Annotated in this window: 8 protein-coding genes; all 8 read left to right on the forward strand. The window is 51.1% G+C overall.

Going from position 1 to position 18,296, the window contains the following annotated elements:
• The first annotated feature begins 604 nt into the window (after nucleotides 1-604).
• The 8 genes from MKZ09_RS04640 (at nucleotide 605) to MKZ09_RS04675 (ending at nucleotide 18,284) form a co-directional block, all read left to right on the forward strand.
• Nucleotides 605-5,659, forward strand: coding sequence for an endo-beta-N-acetylglucosaminidase (locus tag MKZ09_RS04640; protein ID WP_081394404.1), 5,055 nt, complete (start codon nucleotides 605-607; stop codon nucleotides 5,657-5,659).
• A gap of 178 nt (nucleotides 5,660-5,837) precedes the next feature.
• The gene (locus MKZ09_RS04645) at nucleotides 5,838-7,661 is read left to right on the forward strand and encodes a cache domain-containing sensor histidine kinase (RefSeq protein WP_076208103.1); all 1,824 of its coding nucleotides are present in this window, start codon (nucleotides 5,838-5,840) and stop codon (nucleotides 7,659-7,661) included.
• Complete coding sequence (locus MKZ09_RS04650) at nucleotides 7,654-9,174, forward strand: response regulator transcription factor (RefSeq protein WP_076208100.1); 1,521 nt, start codon at nucleotides 7,654-7,656, stop codon at nucleotides 9,172-9,174. Before MKZ09_RS04645 ends, MKZ09_RS04650 begins: the two co-directional genes overlap by 8 nt.
• A gap of 175 nt (nucleotides 9,175-9,349) precedes the next feature.
• Nucleotides 9,350-10,852 (forward strand): ABC transporter substrate-binding protein, encoded by a 1,503-nt coding sequence (locus MKZ09_RS04655; protein ID WP_076208098.1) that lies wholly within the window; start codon nucleotides 9,350-9,352, stop codon nucleotides 10,850-10,852.
• Between the two features lie 124 nt (nucleotides 10,853-10,976).
• The gene (locus MKZ09_RS04660) at nucleotides 10,977-11,882 is read left to right on the forward strand and encodes an ABC transporter permease (protein ID WP_282579979.1); all 906 of its coding nucleotides are present in this window, start codon (nucleotides 10,977-10,979) and stop codon (nucleotides 11,880-11,882) included.
• 24 nt (nucleotides 11,883-11,906) lie between these two features.
• A complete protein-coding gene (locus tag MKZ09_RS04665) occupies nucleotides 11,907-12,830 on the forward strand; it encodes a carbohydrate ABC transporter permease (protein WP_036684927.1) in 924 nt (307 codons plus the stop codon).
• Complete coding sequence (locus MKZ09_RS04670) at nucleotides 12,827-15,121, forward strand: glycoside hydrolase family 3 N-terminal domain-containing protein (protein WP_076208096.1); 2,295 nt, start codon at nucleotides 12,827-12,829, stop codon at nucleotides 15,119-15,121. The genes MKZ09_RS04665 and MKZ09_RS04670 overlap by 4 nt, the downstream gene beginning before the upstream one ends.
• A 4-nt stretch (nucleotides 15,122-15,125) precedes the next feature.
• Complete coding sequence (locus tag MKZ09_RS04675) at nucleotides 15,126-18,284, forward strand: alpha-mannosidase (protein ID WP_076208094.1); 3,159 nt, start codon at nucleotides 15,126-15,128, stop codon at nucleotides 18,282-18,284.
• The last annotated feature ends 12 nt before the right edge of the window (nucleotides 18,285-18,296 follow it).

Consider the following 18,296-nt stretch of genomic DNA (forward strand, 5'->3'; position numbering starts at 1 on the left):
GGATTGGCGTGAAAGAGAGGCAGAAGTGCCCTTGAATGAGCGAATGCGGCGGTGCGGCGTAAAAGAGAGGCAAAAGTGCCTTTGAAATGAGCGAATACGGCGGAGTTGCAGTAAAGAGAGGCAAAAGTGCCTCAGAAATGAGCGAATACGGCGGATGGGCGTGAAAGAGAGGCAAAAGAGATTACACTCCTTCATCCTCTTTATATTTTCAACCAACATATGTTTAACGACCCACTCATTGCCAGGATATCGAGCCCTGATAGCACGATAATCTTTAATTTATCCAGCATATCTTTAATTTTGCGGCTATTTGTAAGGAAAGATCTGGGTTAGATTAGGGTGGACTAATCAAAGTAAGGCAGGAGGGTTGCCGACAAAATTGAATGCGCTTGCACAAACGGGGTTGAATATAGAATGTGCTTGCACGAATGTGGTTGGATACAGAATGTGTAGGCAGAAGAGAGTAGAAGCAGAAGAGGGTAGGAGCAGCAGAGGGACGGGACAACAGAAGTAATCTACCTGGCTGTTCGGCGACATAGACAGCACACATTACGCTTCATGGATGAGAGTAACCGAAACAACTACAGGACGAGGAGAGTGGAAAATGAACCTTCACACCGGTAAAAAGGCGCGTCGTAAGCTGACATCAGCTGTTCTGGCGGCAGCTTTGCTAGTTTCAGGACTTCCCCTAACGGCTTACGCCGGCGATACGTGGCCTTTTACAGGAGACAGTGCGCCGGGTGCCAATCAGCCTAATGTACATGGATATACGAGCAGCCATATTGCGAACTGGAGTCCGGCAACCGATCCGGATGCAGAGCTGTTGAGATCGCGGGTGCCGCTGCAAAAGCGGAATGCCCCATTTGCTGCAACCCAAGCTAACCCAGCGCTTAGCGCAGATACACAGATGATCAACGTTGCTGGCGACTACGGGAATGCTTTTATTGAGAACGCGCCGTATACGAACAAGTTTGCGCAGTATCATTTTAACTTTTGGCAATATATCGATTACTACTCCTATTGGCACGGTACAGCGACTGCGTACACCCCGCCGGAATATTATGATGAATTGGCCCAGAAGGACTGGCAGCAAAAATGGTTCGAATTCGGCATGCTGAACATCCCGAACCCTACCTACACCGATGCAGCGCATAAGAACGGCGTGTTGTCATTGGCGGGAATCTTTTTTTCCAATAATGACCGTGGACAGCAGACGTACAAACAAATGATAGTTAAAGATGAGAATGGTAATTTTCCGGTGGCGGATAAACTGATCGAGATGGCCGGGTATTTCGGGTTTGACGGTTATTTTGTAAATCAGGAAGAGATGAATCCGAATGTAGCGACCCAGGATATCCCCGATTACATCGCGTTTATGAAGGTGCTGCAAGAGGGGGGCCTGTATGTACAGTGGTACGACTCGCTGAACACCAATACCGGTGCTAATACGTTCGCCCGGACGATTAATGATACCAATATCTCCTTTTTAGTGGATAAAAGCACCAAGGAACCCGTCTCCAATTCGTTTTTCTTCGACTACGGGGCTGGCAATACGCAGATTACCAACGCGGCTAATTACTTAAGCAATCTGAATGCCAGTCTGGGAACAAGCTACAACTTGTTTGAAGTTGGCTTTGCAGGGCTGGAAGCAGGCCGCGACCGGTTCAAGTCCGTTAACGGAACAGCGTTGATGAGCAAGCTGGACAGCAATGGCTTGCCACGGCTCAGCTTGGCTACACTCGGTGCGGACTTTGTTCATGCCGGTCTGGATGAGGACATGAACCTGTCTTACCCGGTCTCGCACAGATCCGAAAATGGCTACCAATGGATGACAAAACTGCGTGAGCAGCTATGGTGGTCAGGCCCGAACGTGGACCCTAAGAATACGATCAAATCGGCAACCAATACCGTGTCCGATGTTTATGCCGACAACCGTTACTGGCCGGGAATCTCGTCCGTCATTGCGGAGCGTTCGGTAATTAAGGACAAGAACTTTTACACCAACTTTAACACTGGACAGGGCTTGTCCTATTCCGTGAACGGTGAAGTATCGAACCCGGATGAGTGGTCTAATATGAGCCTGCAGGATATCCCAGTGACTTGGCAGTGGTGGCAGGATACTGCTGGCAATAAGCTTACCGTAGATTTTGATTATGGACCGGAGTACAACCTTGCGGGTACAAACCGTTACAACTATGAGCAGATCGGTGCGTATAACGGTGGCAGTTCACTGGTGGTGAACGGCAATCTAAATGCGAAGAACTTCTTGCGTCTGTACAAAACAGAGTTGGAGGTCAACGGCAACTCCAAGCTGTCGATCAGCTTCAATAAGCCGTCTGCCACGGATGCTTCGGCGATGGCGGTAGGACTCATCCTGGCTGATGATCCGAATACCGTAGTAGAGGTCGCTGTTCCAAACAGTGGTCAGCACTCGGAGGGTTGGGTGACAAAGGAGTTGGACTTGAGTGCATACGCGGGTCATAATATTGCAGCCCTTGGACTGGTCTTCGATCCCGGGCAAGGAACAGCGTCCACCTACCAGATGAACGTCGGACAGCTGCGCGTTTATGACGGGTCTGCCGTAAAGCCCGCAGCTCCTGCGGAATTAGCAGTTGCAGAAGCTTTTACAGATACAGGTGAAATGGTTGTGAAGTGGAAGCTAGATCCCGATTACACTAAGATCAAGCAATATAATGTGTACGTGAATGATGTATTTATGGGCGGCAAATACGATGAGGTGTTCTATCTGAAGCATCTCCCGGTGAAATCTGGAACCCTTAAAGTGGTTGCAGTGGGTGCGGATGGAGTGGAGGGTGAAGCGGCATCGTTGGCTTTTGATCTGGATGCGGCGGTTTCCGGAGTGAAGGTGGATTCAAGCGCGGACGGGGAGTTGACTGTGAACTGGACGAACTCCACCCAAGCTTCCGGTGACATTACCGTTCGAGTGCAGTCTTTGAATTGGATTACGACATCCGAACCGGTGTCACAGCAAGTGGTTGCCCCGGCAGGTGCAAGCACTGCGCTGTTCACGGGGATGCCGGTAAACGGCGATGATTACATTGTCACCGTTACCGCAGGCAACACCGATCCAGTCTCGGTCAGCGGCCGGTTCATCGACACGGTCGCGGAACCTTACGCGGAAGAATGGTCCTGGACGGACGGCAAACTGAATCTGCCGATGCCGAATACCAGAGACTGGCGGTATATGTATGTGTATGAAGATGGGAATCCGAAATCTTTTGCCACAACGTATAGCTCTGGCAATAAGCCGATGATTATCCGTGGACGGACAACTAAGGCGAGCTTAAGCTTTACCTCGACGGCAAAAGTTGTGCATGTGGTGATGGAGGATTATGCAGGCAACCGCTCCAAACCGGTCTATGTGAAAGGCAGCTATCCCGTTCTCTTTGATGCTAATGGGGGTGAACCAGCAAATACTGTGGCCGAGGCTGTGTATGGCACTTTGCTCTTGGAGCCTACGGGTATTGCCAGAGAGGGCTATGACCTGGAAGGCTGGTATGTTGGAGAAGGTGAAGGTGCGCGAAGATGGAATTTTGCCGAAGATCTAATAACCGGTGAACTGAACTTACAGGCGAAGTGGGCCTTGCAAGCTCCAAAGGTGCAGATCGTAGGGGAAGGCTCCTTTCGTGAAAATACGTCCGCGACACTAACGGCAGTTGCCACTGGCGCGGGGCAGCTGACTTATGCCTGGTATGCGGACACAGGCAGCGGTTATGGAGATGCGTTGGGAATGTCCGCCTTCTATACTATCCCTGCTTTGACTACAGTGATGGATGGCGATAAGTACAAGATCATCGTCACCAATGAATCTGGTGGCAGCAGTGAAGCAGAGTACACACTTAATGTAACTCCGGCTGAAGCACCATGGGAAGTGCCTGATTTCATAACCGATCTTCCGTCTGCACTTGATGTCATTATGGGTGAAGAAGTGAAGCTGTTCGTACAGATCCGCGGGGATGTGGAATCAATTCGCTGGGAGACGAAGGCAGCAACCGCAGAGGAATGGACTGTGGTGGAGAGCGTGACTTCGGCGGTATACGCGTTTACAGCTTCTGAAGCAGACAGCGGTACGCAGTTCCGTGTGGTTCTGATTGGAAAAGAGGGAACGGAGCCTTCAACAAGAACCGGTAATGAACTTACGGTGACAGTACATCCGACACCCGATGCGCCAGTTATCACCTCTAATAGCGTAGATAAGAATCCGGCAGTTGTAGGTGATAAGGTGTCTTTTGCCGTAGTAGCTTCTGCAGTTTATGGCGAGTTAAGCTACCAATGGTTGAAAGACGGGCAGGCCATTGAAGGTGCTGTGGAGCGTGATTATACGATTGCTTCTGCAAAAGAAACGGACAGCGGCGAGTACACGGCCGTAGTCACCAACACCAAAATACTGAATGGCCACCCTTATACGGCTGTTCAAAAGAGCGGAACTATTGATTTTAAGGTCCACAATACTCCTGTATCTACACCGCAGCCGACATTGGCTCCAGGGACAGGTATGGGAACTGGTGGGACGACTCCGGCAGCGACAGCAACGCCGCCTCCAAGTCCTACTAGCACAACTTTGACAGTTCCAGCAAGTGCACTCAGTACATCTACTGAGAACGGCAAAGTGACGGTAAATGTGCCGGCAGGCGTTACAGCTATTGAGCTGCCTGTGAATGCAGGTGAATTGCTAGGGATCCATCAACTTGAATTGGCTGCCTCGGGAACCACACTTGGTATTGCGCCGGAATTGCTGGTGCAATTGAAGGCTCTGCTTAATGAAGCCCAAGCTTCAGGCGGCAAGATTCAGGCGAAGCTCAGCCCGGAGACTTTGAACATGAGCACACTGAAAGCAGAGCGTGGGGTGGTCTTGCGGGGTACGGGTATGACGTTTGATCTGAGCATCATCGCGGGAAATGGCACATCTAGCCGTCTTCCAAGCTTCAGCAAACCAGTAACCTTACAATGGAGTGCAACAAATACGGATTATAATACTAATTTGCTTGGTTTATATGCTATTGCTGAAGGGGGTTCGCTTACCTATCTCGGCGGAGTGTACGCGAATGGCTTCCTGCAAGGGGAGTTTAGCGGAACAGGTAGGCTGGCTGTGCTGGAGTACAATAAATCCTTCGCTGATGTTCCGTCTACTCACTGGGCTGCGGACACTATCCGCCAGCTGGCGGCTAAACATCTGGTACAAGGCAGTTCCGAAAATGGATTTGAACCCGCCCGCAGTATTACAAGAGCAGAATTTGTGAAGCTGCTGGCTGGCGTGCTGGGACTGCAAGATCAGGCGGAATTGAAATTTAGTGATGTGCCTTCTGGTGTCTGGTATGAGCAGGACCTGGCGCGCCTGGTCCGGGCAGGTATTGTAGGCGGACGCACTGCTGAGCACTTCGATCCGAGTGCGAACATCAGCCGCCAGGAGATTGTCACTATGCTAATGCGTGCCTATGTGCTGGAGCATGGAACGCTTCAGTCATCAGCTCCGGCAACATTTACCGATTCCAATGAGGTAGCAGCCTGGGCGGCAGACAGCGTGAATGCTGCGTCATCACTGGGTCTGTTGAATGGCCGCACGGACGGGAATTTTGTTCCCGGTGGCTTGGCGACCCGTGCCGAGGCTGCGCAGTTCATCTTGAATTACATCCGGTAGATGATATAGCCCCACCACGGTCTGCCCAAGGAGCCCTTTGCTCCATGGGCAGACTGTCTTTGCTTGGCGGAGGATTGCAAGCTTTTACCAGCCACAGGCAGGAAGCACCTCATGCTATACTTTATCCATAATGACAAGCAGCGAAGCTTAGTCTTCCCCCTGCTGTAGGAGGTTGCTGATGTTTCCGGGGAAATTGTACAGAAAGTATCTGAAGAATAATCTGTTTATGAAAATCATCCTGCTCTTCTCAGTCATTGCCGTGGTCACCATTATCACCTTCTCCTACCTGATGTTCTTGCTCATGTCTCAGGCTGTAGTGCAGCGGCAGATGGAGATTCAGAAACGTACCGTGGAGAGCATCAATAGCTATATTGAGCAGAAATATGACTCTGTACAGTCTATGATGCGGGACGTGTACCGGGACACGGAGCTGACTGCTAATACGTCGTATTTGCTGGAGCATCCGTATGAAGATTACGTGAGGTACCGGCTGGACCGCTATTTCAACGAAAGTAATGCTACGACGGATACCGTGCAGTTTTTTCGCAATCAAGTTGAAGATGATCCTGATATCCGCAGTTTAATGCTCTACAGTGCAGCTGAGCAGCAGCTGTATGTCTATAACGACCAAGGCAAATTTCAGATTATTTCCACTAATGCAGCCCACTCTTTTGTACCGGATGCGCTGTATCTGGAGGAGGAAGGCAGTGTCACCGCTCCAAACACTTGGGTCAGTCAGGCGATCTCATCTCCGGAGGGGCCGATGTTTACGGTTCGTACCCCGGTCAATAACAAGATATCACTGCGCAACATTGGTCAGCTTCTAGTCTATTTTGATGCCAGCGAGGTCTGGGGGAGTATGGGCAATTATAAGGATGACTTCAAGGGAAAGATTCTGGTGCTGGCAGCGGATGGGGATGTGTTATTTGATACCTCGGGCACCTATTATGGAAAGCGCTATCCTTATCCCGAGCAGATGAATTCTGCTTATACAGATGGTGAAGAAGTTGGCGGAATGATCATTACTAAGCAGACTCACACCCAAGGCGGATTTACTGTGTTGAGTGCTGTACCTAAGCAGGAATTAGCCGCCACCTATAGGGGATTGCGGAACATGATCTTCATCATCTGCTTGATCTGCCTGTTGTTTGCAATTATTACACCCACTTTATTTATCAATAATTTTGCCAGACGGACTCATAAAATTATCAAGTTCACCCGCAAAGTGAAAAACGGTGACCTGGATGCCCGGATTACCGATGTCAGAGAAGACGAGCTGGGGCAGATCTCCAAGAGCTTCAACGACATGCTGGATGAGCTGAATCTTCATATAGACCGTGTGTTTAAGGCTGAAATCAAGCAAAAACATACCGAAATCGCCGCGCTTGAAGCCAGGGTAAACCCACATTTTCTCTACAATACCTTGGAGGTGATCCGGATGAGGGCAATCTCTCAAGGGGCATCAGACGTCGGGGAGATGATCTACAGCTTGTCGGTGTTGTTCAAAAGCTATGTTCACCAGAAACCCAAGCATACGATGAAGGATGAACTAGAGGCCTGCCGTTTATATCTGGAGCTGTTCCGCATCCGTTATAAGGATAAATTCTCTTATACAATGGAATGCGGGAAAGAGCTTACCGGAAGAGTTGTACTCAAAATGTCGCTGCAGCCCATCATTGAAAACTACATTCTACATGGGATGCGCGTGGACAAGAATGATAATCACATCAGTGTGGCTGTGGCCAAGGATGGCCAATATTTGCGTGCGGTAGTTACAGACAATGGGCGGGGGATTGCCCCGGACAGATTGGTCCAGCTCAAAGAAGGTCTTTTGCAGCCAGATGAACAATCGGAATCATTCGGCCTGCGCAGTATTCATGAACGTTTGAAGCTGCTTTATGGCAGTGAGTATGGCATTGAATTACAAAGCGAAGCGGGTACCGGCACAACCGTGACTGTGTATTTTCCCGATCTGGGAGAGGATGATCCAAACCATGTATAAAATATTCATTGTGGACGACGAGCCTTTTATTATCGAAGGATTATATGACATTGTGGATTGGGCAGCACTGGGGATGGAGATTGTCGGCCACGCCGAGAACGGCCAAGAAGCGCTGGAGTCATTGCGGTTTGTTCCAGCAGATATACTGATTACGGATATTTCCATGCCGCTGATGAACGGGCTGGATTTGATCCGGGCTGTGCGGGAGATCCAGCCGGAGATCAAAGTTGTTATCCTCAGTGGTTATGATGAATTTGGATATCTTAAGGAAGGAATGGCGCTCGGCATTGAAAATTATCTGCTCAAGCCTATTAATTTGCAAGAGTTCCGGGCAACACTAGTGACTGCCGCCGAGAAGCTGGGTGTCTCCCGTCAAGAGAGTCAATTCAATGCGCATAGTATTTCCATTCTACGCGATAATGTGATGTACCGCTGGCTGCGGTGCCAGATTGGGCCGAAGGAATTCAGTGAACGGACTGATTTTCTGGGACTTAGACTAGATAAGCCGCTGGTGCAGGTGGCCCTGCTTCGCTCTGAACAGGACGCTGCCGAGCTATTTCAGGCGGTGGAAGAGGTTGTAGGCGGTAACCCGTCTTTGATTGCATTCCGGGATATGGATGGAGATACCGTGCTGCTGCATCTGCTTAGTGAGTATCAGCAGGGTAAAGAAGCGGTGGAGAGGCTTCATGCGCAGCTGCTGTTATCCCTAACTGGCGGTCCGCCAATGCGTCTGTCCGTAGGAAAGGTGGAGGAGATGGAGGAGGCGGCGGCTCAGAGTTATGCCCATGCAAAGATGACTCAGGAATATTTCATGCTGTTTCCAGAGCGGAATCTGCTGCATTATGAGGAAGTTCAGGACAGGCATGAGGTTGCTGTCCAAGGTATGCCGCTGAATTGGGAAGATGATCTCAAGCTGATTATGGCGAAGGATAAGGAAGCGCTGCTGGTGCGGATCCAGGATCATTTTGAGCAGCTGCGGCAGATGGAGGGAATTACACCTGTGCTGCTGCAAGGCATTGCCATGGAATGGTTGATCCGCTTCAAGATGCAGCTGCAGGAGATCCGTCATGTGGAAGAACCGGAGCTTTTCGCAGACGGTTTTGGCCTCATTCGCTCCACAATTTCCATAAATGAACTGACTCAGATTATTCAGGAAGCCGCTACCATTACGGTAGACGCCTTAGTTCGGGACGTAAAGAGTCCAGTCGTGCAGCAGGTGCTGAATTATATCCATGAGTCCTACAATGAAGATGTGTCACTGAAGACCCTTGGTGCTCAATACCATATTCACCCGGTGTATTTGGGACAGCTGTTCCATAAAGAGGTGAATGAGTCATTCACCGAATATATCAATAAATACCGGATTGAGAAGGCGAAGGAGCTGCTGCGGAATACCTCACTTAAAGTTCATGAAATCGCTCTCAAAGTAGGCTATTGGGAGACCGGCTATTTTTACAAACAATTTAAGAAGCATGTCGGGATATCTCCTACGGAGTACAAAGGGCTTGTCTAGCGGACCCCCGCTGCAAGCTTTTTCTTTATTTTCTACATGATTTATTTAGTTTATCTTCTGTTTGAAAATGCTTTCATAAATTACAGTAAAGATAGTCCTTGAAGGAGAAAGCTGCTGGTTTAATTCCGGATTAGGCCAGCGATCTTGAGGTAAACAAAGGGGAGGTTATACAGGAATGGGCAACAACAAAAGAAAAAGGTTTTCCCTGTTACTGACATCACTTATGGCATTCTCGCTTGCGCTCAGCGCATGTGGCGGCGATTCAAACAACGCGGCAACTAACAGTTCAGGAGCGGGCGGCGACGGTGCACCATCCGAGAAACCGGTCGAACTGATCTGGTACACGATCGGCGGACCGCAGAAGGATCTGGACCGTGTCTTGGAAGAAGTCAATAAGTACACTAAAGAGAAGATAAATGTCACCCTGAAGATGAATATGATTGATTTTGGCGATTATACACAAAAAATGCAGGTCAAAGTAGCCGCTGGTGAACCCATGGATATTCTCTTTACGTGCTCCTGGGCGTTCGATTATGTGCAAAATGCCCGCAAAGGCGCTTTTATGGAATTGGACAGCCTGCTTAATGAATATGGAAAAGGCATCGTAGACACGATTGATCCGGCGTTCCTGGAAGGCTCCAAGGTAGATGGACATAATTATGCCGTTCCTGCCAACAAAGAGCTTCCGGCGCAAGAAGTTTGGCGCTTCAATAAAGAGCTGCTCGACAAATATAACCTCGACATTTCCGGGGTGAACACAATGGAAAGCATTGAACCACTGCTGAAGACGATCAAGGAGAATGAACCGGGCATCACGCCTTACGCTATGGTGAAGGATTTCATGCCAGTACTGCCGTTCGACTACATCATTGAAAAGATGCCAATGGCTGTTTATATGGACACGAAGGATTACAAGATCGTGAACATTCTGGAATCCCCAGAACTCAAAAGCACACTTGAAACCGTTCGCAAATATTACAAGGCAGGTTATATCTCGCCGGAAGTAGCAACTACAACTTCGGTGGATGATCTATATAAATCTTCGAACTGGTTCATGGATCGCGCGGCTACCCAGCCGATGGCGGACAATCTGTGGTCGGCAAGCTACGGCTATCCTGTAGTTTCCACGCCAGCTGGCAAACCTTACATCTACAACTGGTCTGTTATGGGTTCGATGCAAGCCATCTCGGCTAACTCTGCATATCCGGAGAAAGCGATGGAGTTCCTGAACCTGCTCAACACCGATCCGGTGCTGCGCAACATGATTGACTCCGGAATCGAAGGCGTGCACTACGAGAAGACTGGTGAGAATTCCATGAAGAACCTGGATGAATCCAAGAACTATGACATGCCAACCTTCTCGCTGGGCAATATCATGATCAACTATTTGAACGAGGGTGACCCTGAGAACAAATGGGAAGAGTTCAAAAAGTTTAATGAATCCGGTGTAAATGCACCGCTGCTTGGTTTTAACTTCGACACTTCCAAGGTGACCACTGAAATCGCTGCGGTTCAGAACGTAAAAGAAGAATACTGGTCACCACTAATGACTGGAACCGTTGATCCTGACGAGTATCTACCGAAAGCTATTGAGAAATTCAAGGCAGCTGGTTTGGACAAAATTATCGCTGAAGCGCAATCGCAAATTGATGCCTGGAAAGCGTCCAACAACAAGTAAAACATCAACGTAAGAGAAGATCGGGGCAGGGGCGTGGCCTCTGGACCCGGTCTTTTTTTGAAATATAAGGACATACAGGAGGGATCTAAGTGTGAAGACAATCAGCGGATTTATAAAAAATATTATGAATAACAAGATTATGCTGCTCATGGTTTTACCAGGTGCGCTTTGGTTTCTCTTTTTCTCTTACCTGCCGATGATAGGGACGATTATTGCTTTCAAGGAATACCGCTTTAGCCGCGACGGCTTCTGGGCGAGTATTATCAACAGCAAATGGGTGGGGCTAGACAACTTCAAGTTTTTGTTCACCACCAATGACGCGTACATCATTACCCGCAACACCTTGCTCTACAATGGAGCGTTTATCCTGCTTGGCTTGATCTTGTCGGTTCTGATGGCGATTGTGCTGTCCGAGATTGTGAACAAGAAGCTGGCCAAAGTGTATCAGACCGGCATGTTCCTGCCCTACTTCCTGTCATGGGTCGTTGTCGGCTATTTTGCATTTAGTTTCCTGAGCTCCGAACGCGGGATGCTGAACCAGATCATGGGCTTTTTTGGCGCAGAGTCAATTCAGTGGTATTCGGAAAAAGCCTACTGGCCGTTCATCCTGATCTTAGTCTATCTGTGGAAAGCGGTTGGTTACAACAGCGTAGTTTATCTCGCAGCTATTATGGGGATCGACAAGTCGCTGTATGAAGCGGCGATGATCGACGGAGCTAGTAAGTTCCAACAGATTCGCAATATTACACTGCCGTTGCTGAGTCCGATTATTACGATCATGACCCTGCTGGCCATCGGTAAAATCTTCTACGCCGACTTCGGTCTCTTTTACCAGGTGCCTCGTAATTCCGGTACGCTCTACAGTGTCACGAATGTTATTGATACCTATGTCTATCAAGGCCTCAAAACAACGGGTGAGATTGGTATGAGCACTGCCGCAGGTCTGTATCAATCGGTTGTCGGCTTTACGCTAGTCATGACCTCCAACTATATTGTCCGCAAATACAACAAGGATAGCGCTTTGTTCTAGAACCTCATGAAAGGAGTGGGCCATATGTCTTCCATTACTAAGACTAAAAAAGAACGTGATTTCCACCATCTCTCAACGCCCTGGAATATCACTTTTAATCTGATAGCCGGCATCTTTGCGTTTCTGTGCGTGTTTCCGTTTCTGTTCGTCGTGATCATCTCCTTCACCGATGAGGTGGCGCTGGCGCGGGATGGCTATAAGCTGATTCCGGCAAAATGGAGTCTCGGCGCATACCGTTATGTGTTTGAATCCGGAGATATGCTGCTGCGTTCCTATGGTGTGACGATTTTTGTAACGGTGATCGGGACGATCATCAGCCTTTTGTTTATCGCTTTTTATGCGTATGCCATTTCCCGGAAAAGCTTCCGTTACCGCAATTTTTTCTCGTTCTTCGCGTTTTTTACCATGCTGTTCAACGGTGGACTTGTGCCGACTTATATTATCGTTACGCAGTTTCTAAGCCTGAAGGATACGATCTGGGCGCTGATTTTGCCGCTGGCGGTGAATGCTTTTTACATTATGATTCTGCGCACCTTCTACAGCACGAGTGTGCCTGATGCCATTATCGAATCCGGCAAAATCGACGGGGCGGGCGAGTTCCGTATCTTCCTGAAATTAGTGCTGCCTTTATCACTGCCCGGTCTGGCTACGATTGCCTTGTTTAGCACCCTCGGCTATTGGAATGACTGGTTCAATGCGCTGCTGTACATCGACAACCCGAATTTAGTCCCGCTGCAATCGATGCTGATGCGGATCGAGACCAGTATGCAGTTTATTTTGCAGAACTCCCAGAACAGTTCGCTAAGTCTGGAAGCTCTTCGCTCCATGCCGCAGGATACATCGCGGATGGCGATGGTCGTGCTGGCGACAGGGCCGATTATTTTTGCTTATCCGTTCTTCCAGCGTTATTTCATTCAAGGTCTTACTGTAGGGGCTGTTAAAGAATGAGTTATACAAACCCGAATTTACCTGCTGAAGAACGGGCGGAGCATCTGCTCGGACTGATGACTTTGGAAGAGAAGGCCGGCCAGCTGATTCAGCCTTTCGGCTGGCAGGCCTATGAACATAGAGACGGTAAGATGACCTTGACAGAAAGCTTCAAGGAGAAGGTTGCGGGGGGCGGCGTGGGCTCGCTTTACGGGATGTTGCGCGCTGACCCGTGGACCGGTGTGACGCTGGCCACTGGCCTGTCTCCGCGTGAAGGTGCGGAAGCGGTGAATACGCTCCAGCGGTATGTGCTGGAGCATTCGCGGCTGGGCATTCCGGTATTGATCGGCGAGGAGTGCTCGCATGGCCACATGGCGATCGGGGCCACCGTATTCCCGGTGCCCCTGTCGCTCGGCAGCTCATGGAATGTGGAGCTGTATCGTGAGGTCTGCCGCGCCGTAGCGCTGGAGACACGCAGTCAGGGCGGCGCGGTTACGTACTCGCCGGTGCTGGATGTGGTGCGCGATCCCCGCTGGGGCCGCACCGAGGAGTGCTTCGGCGAGGACGCTTACCTGATCAGCGAGATGGCGGTTGCGGCCGTTGAAGGTCTGCAGGGGGAATTCTTGCAGAGCGGCGGCAGCGTGGGGGCTACGCTGAAGCATTTTGTGGGATACGGCAGCTCAGAAGGCGGCCGGAATGCCGGACCTGTGCACATGGGCTGGCGTGAACTGCTGGAAGTGGATCTGCTGCCCTTCAAAAAAGCGGTCGAAGCGGGTGCAGTCTCCATTATGCCTGCTTATAACGAAATAGACGGCGTGCCTTGCACGACAAATACAGAGCTACTAGAGGATATACTCCGCGAAGCATGGGGGTTTGAGGGTCTAATCATTACCGACTGCGGAGCTATCGAGATGCTGGCCTCTGGGCATGATGTGGCTGAAGATGGCATGGATGCAGCTGTGCAGTCACTGGAAGCCGGCATCGACATGGAGATGTCCGGGGAAATGTACGGCAAATACCTGGTGGCCGCCGTTCGTGAAGGCAAGCTGGACCTGGCACTGCTAGATCGTGCGGTCCGCCGCGTGCTGACGCTCAAGTTCAGGCTGGGCCTGTTCGAGCAGCCATACGCTGATCCTGATGCGGCTGAACGCGTCATCGGCAGCAAAGCGCATCAAGATCTGGCCCGGCAAGTGGCGGACGAGAGCATCATCCTGCTGAAAAATGAAGCAGGTGTGCTGCCATTGTCCAAGACCGCCGGCACGATCGCCGTCATTGGCCCTAACGCCGATGCCGGGTATAACCAGCTCGGCGATTATACCTCACCGCAGCCTCCGGCTAAGGTAGCGACCGTGCTCAGCGGCATCCGCAGCAAGCTGGCTGCAGAGCCGGAGCGGGTGCTCTATGCACCGGGCTGCCGGATCAAAGGCGATTCGCGCGAAGGTTTTGAAGCCGCGCTCGCTTGTGCAGAGCAGGCCGATACCGTTGTTATGGTCGTCGGCGGCTCCAGTGCACGCGATTTCGGGGAAGGCAGTATTGATCTCAAGACAGGCGCGTCCAAGGTGACGGAGAATGCCTGGAATGATATGGACTGCGGCGAAGGCATTGACCGGGTGTCATTGACCCTGTCGGGAGTGCAGCTGGAACTGATCCAGCGGGTTCATCAGCTCGGCAAACCTGTGATCGTCGTTTATATTAACGGCCGTCCGGTGAGTGAGCCATGGATTGACGAGCATGCACATGCCATTCTGGAAGCCTGGTATCCAGGCCAAGAAGGCGGGCACGCTGTTGCGGATATCCTGTTCGGCGATGTGAACCCGTCCGGGAAGCTGACTGTATCCGTGCCGAAGCATGTGGGCCAGCTCCCGGTCTATTACAACGGCAAACGTTCCCGTGGCAAAAGATATCTGGAGGCCGATTCCCAGCCTCAATATCCGTTCGGCTTCGGGCTTAGCTACACTGAATTTGCGTACTCCGGGTTGAAGGTGGAGCCGGAAGTAATTGCGGCTGGGGAGACGGCTACAGTTTCCGTGGACGTTCAGAATACAGGAGACCGTGAGGGCGCAGAGGTGGTGCAACTGTACATTTCCGATGTCGCCAGTAAGGTCACCCGTCCCGCCAGGGAATTGAAGGCTTTTGACAAAATTAAGTTGGCTCCGGGTGAGAAGCAAACCGTGTTGTTCACGGTAGGACCGGAGCAATTGCAATATATCGGACCGGACTTAAGACCTGTTGTAGAGCCAGGAGCGTTTAAAGTGCTGGTGGGTAAGCATGTAAATGATACACTGAGCACCGATTTGACGGTGAGGGGGTAAAGACATGGAACGCATTAAACGCTTCATCCGCGAGCTCTCCGAGCAGCAATGGCTAGAGGTGCAGGAATTGCGCGATTGGGAGATTCTGTCCTCGGTGTATCAATTGCCGGGACAGTATGACAAGCTGCAGCCTTACAAAGAAGGCGGCAATTATAATCTGTTCCCGAGTGTGCAAGGAACGACCTATTTCTTCCGCCGTACTTTAGAGATTCCGGTTAACTGGCTACCGGGCCACACCGGGCTGATTTTTGCTTCAGGTGGGGAAGGGCTGCTGCGGGTGAACGGTGAATCGCAGCAAGGACTCGACCGTAATCATACCTTCGTGACTCTGGCAGGTGATCCATCTGGCCGTCCGTTGGACCTGGAAATCGAACTCTTCGATCCGGTCCCCGAGCCGGTGGATCCATTAAATCAACAGGCGGTGATCCAGCCGCCGATTCGGATGATCCACAGCCAGCTGGTGCTGGTGAATAGACCTGTGCAGAGTCTAATGTACACGGCAGTAGTGATTCGCGATTCGGCAATTCTGCTGCCTGAGCAGGACCAGCGCCGTAACCGGATGCTGGAAGCTTTGTATGTGGCAATGGATGAATTCGTTGGTCTTACCACGCAGGAGATCCGCGAGGGTGGTGAGATTACGCGAATCGAGCAGAAGCTGCGGGGCAGAGTCGGGGAGATCGGCGGTCATGCCGAAGGAACAATCCACATGGTGGGCCAGTCCCATATCGATATTGCCTGGCTGTGGCCTGCGCGTGAGACCGTGCGCAAGACGAGCCGGACGTTCTCGACGGTGAATGCCCTGATGGACGAATATCCTGATTATCAATATGCACAGAGCCAGCCGCTGCTGTTCGAATATTTGAAAGACAATGACCCGGTACTCTATGAGAAGGTCAAGGCACGCATCCGTGAAGGACGCTGGGAACTGGTCGGTGGGATGTGGATCGAACCGGATCTGAACATTCCGAGCGGAGAATCACTAATGCGGCAAATGCTGTATGGCCAACGCTTTTATCTCGAAGAGTTCGGGCGGACCTCGCAGATTGAGTGGCTGCCGGATACCTTCGGCTACTGCGCTTCTCTGCCGCAGATTCTGCAGCATGGTGGAATCAAATATTTTATGACCACCAAGCTGGGCTGGAATGACACAAATGTCTTCCCTTACGATCTGTTCCATTGGGTCGGCATTGACGGCACGCCGATGTTGTCTTACCTGAATCATGGGGTCAATGAGAATACGCTGCCCAAAGATGTTCATGAACACTATCAGTCCTTCCGCGAAAAAGATAAACATAATGAGCAGATGCTGCTCTATGGGCATGGTGACGGCGGCGGCGGGGTCACCCGCGAGATGCTGGAATATATCCAGCGTGCCGAGCTAATGGTCGGCCAGCCGGAGAGTAAATACAGTAATGCCGCGGATTTCTTCGCAGGTATTACGCGCAGTCAGCCGCAGCTGCCGCAGTGGCGGGGTGATCTGTATCTGGAGCTGCACCGCGGCACCTACACTACGCACGGCCGCAACAAGCGGAACAACCGCAAGGCGGAAGTGTTGTACCGTGAAGCAGAGCTGTGGCAGACATTAGCTTCGCCGCAGCTGGACACGGAGCAACATGCCGTAGTTGCCGGGCAGCTGCATCAGGGCTGGAAGCTGATTTTGTTGAACCAGTTCCATGATATTATTCCGGGCTCGGCGATTACCGAAGCTTACGAGACCTCGGAGAAGGAATACGCAGAGGTGTTTGAGCTTGGCCGTGTTGCGCTTCAGCCGGGGCTTGCGGCATTGGCCGGGAACATTAACACGTCAGGCGAGGGCACACCCTACATTGTTTTTAATAGTTTGGGTTGGGCGCGGGATGCCGTGGTCGAACTTACCCTCAGCGAAGAAGTAGCCGCCAGCGGAAACTTTGCGGTGTATGGCGAGGATAACGTACTGCTGGAAGCAGATGTCCTGACGGAGGAGGCAGCAGTTTCTGGTGTCTCGGTTCTCGTTCCGGAGATTCCGGCCTTTGGCTACAAAACAATCTGGATTCGTGATCTGTCACAGAACACATCCGATGAAAGTGATGCAGAACCTGCCGCTGCTGAACATAATCAAACAGCTGCAGGAGCTGTTCCCTTCGGCGACCGTTGGGAGACGGACTATTATCGTATTACCTTTAATGAGCGGGGAGAAATCACCAGTCTTTTTGATAAAAAAGGAAACCGGGAGATCGTAAAATCCGGTGAGCCGGCGAACCGCTTCCACTTTTTCCATGACCGTCCGACGCTTTGGGATGCCTGGGACATTGACAACCGTTATGAAGTCCAACCCGCCGGGGAGGCTGAACTTATAGAAAAGGCAGTGATCCGCACTGGTGCGGTGCAGGATATTTTGCGCTTCCGCTGGAAGCTGGGCCAATCCGAGATTACTCAGGATATGATTCTACATCACCATAGTTCCCGGATTGATTTCCAGACGCATGTGAGCTGGAACGAAGCCCATAAGCTGCTTAAGGTAGGGTTTCCGATTGATGTTGTCGCGGATAAGGCGACTTACGAGATTCCATTTGGTGCGCTGGAACGTCCGACACACCGCAACACCAGCTGGGAGCAGGCGCAGTATGAGGTTTGCGGGCACCGTTTTGCCGATGTATCCGAACGTGGATATGGCGCCAGTCTGCTGAATGATTGCAAATACGGCTATGACATCCAAGGCAGCACCATTCGCTTGTCGCTCCTGCGCGCGCCGAAATGGCCGGATGCTACTGCGGATCTCGGCGAGCACGACTTCACCTATTCGCTATATCCGCACCGTGGGGATTGGCGGGAGGCTCATACTGTTCACCGTGCAGCAGAGCTAAATCATGAGCTGTATACTTTTGCAGCTTCATCAACACAGGGGCAGCTGCCGCCAACAGGCTCATTTATCGGATTCTCCGGTGAGCATGTGGTGCTGGATACGATTAAGCCATCCGAGGACGGGCAGGGGACTGTTCTCCGTTTCTACGAATCCTCAGGAGGCCGCGAGCGGGTTCAGCTCAAATGGCAGCATCCGGTTCAAAGCTTCTACCTGTCCAATGCTCTGGAAGAGCAGCTGGAACTGATCGGACACACGGCTGGCGGTGAATTGGAACTTCACTTTGCCCCTTACGAGATCAAAACAATCTACATCAGAAATTAAATAATCACATCA

The organism is Paenibacillus sp. FSL R5-0908 (assembly GCF_038006245.1).
GTDB classification, from domain to species: Bacteria; Bacillota; Bacilli; order Paenibacillales; family Paenibacillaceae; genus Paenibacillus_AQ; species Paenibacillus_AQ odorifer.

Bases quoted from the DNA above. Each gene is read 5' to 3' on its own strand.
- MKZ09_RS04640 (WP_081394404.1), top strand. From the start codon at position 605: ATGAACCTTCACACCGGTAAAAAGGCGCGTCGTAAGCTGACATCAGCT.
- MKZ09_RS04645 (WP_076208103.1), top strand. From the start codon at position 5,838: ATGTTTCCGGGGAAATTGTACAGAAAGTATCTGAAGAATAATCTGTTT.
- MKZ09_RS04650 (WP_076208100.1), top strand. From the start codon at position 7,654: ATGTATAAAATATTCATTGTGGACGACGAGCCTTTTATTATCGAAGGA.
- MKZ09_RS04655 (WP_076208098.1), top strand. From the start codon at position 9,350: ATGGGCAACAACAAAAGAAAAAGGTTTTCCCTGTTACTGACATCACTT.
- MKZ09_RS04660 (WP_282579979.1), top strand. From the start codon at position 10,977: ATGAATAACAAGATTATGCTGCTCATGGTTTTACCAGGTGCGCTTTGG.
- MKZ09_RS04665 (WP_036684927.1), top strand. From the start codon at position 11,907: ATGTCTTCCATTACTAAGACTAAAAAAGAACGTGATTTCCACCATCTC.
- MKZ09_RS04670 (WP_076208096.1), top strand. From the start codon at position 12,827: ATGAGTTATACAAACCCGAATTTACCTGCTGAAGAACGGGCGGAGCAT.
- MKZ09_RS04675 (WP_076208094.1), top strand. From the start codon at position 15,126: ATGGAACGCATTAAACGCTTCATCCGCGAGCTCTCCGAGCAGCAATGG.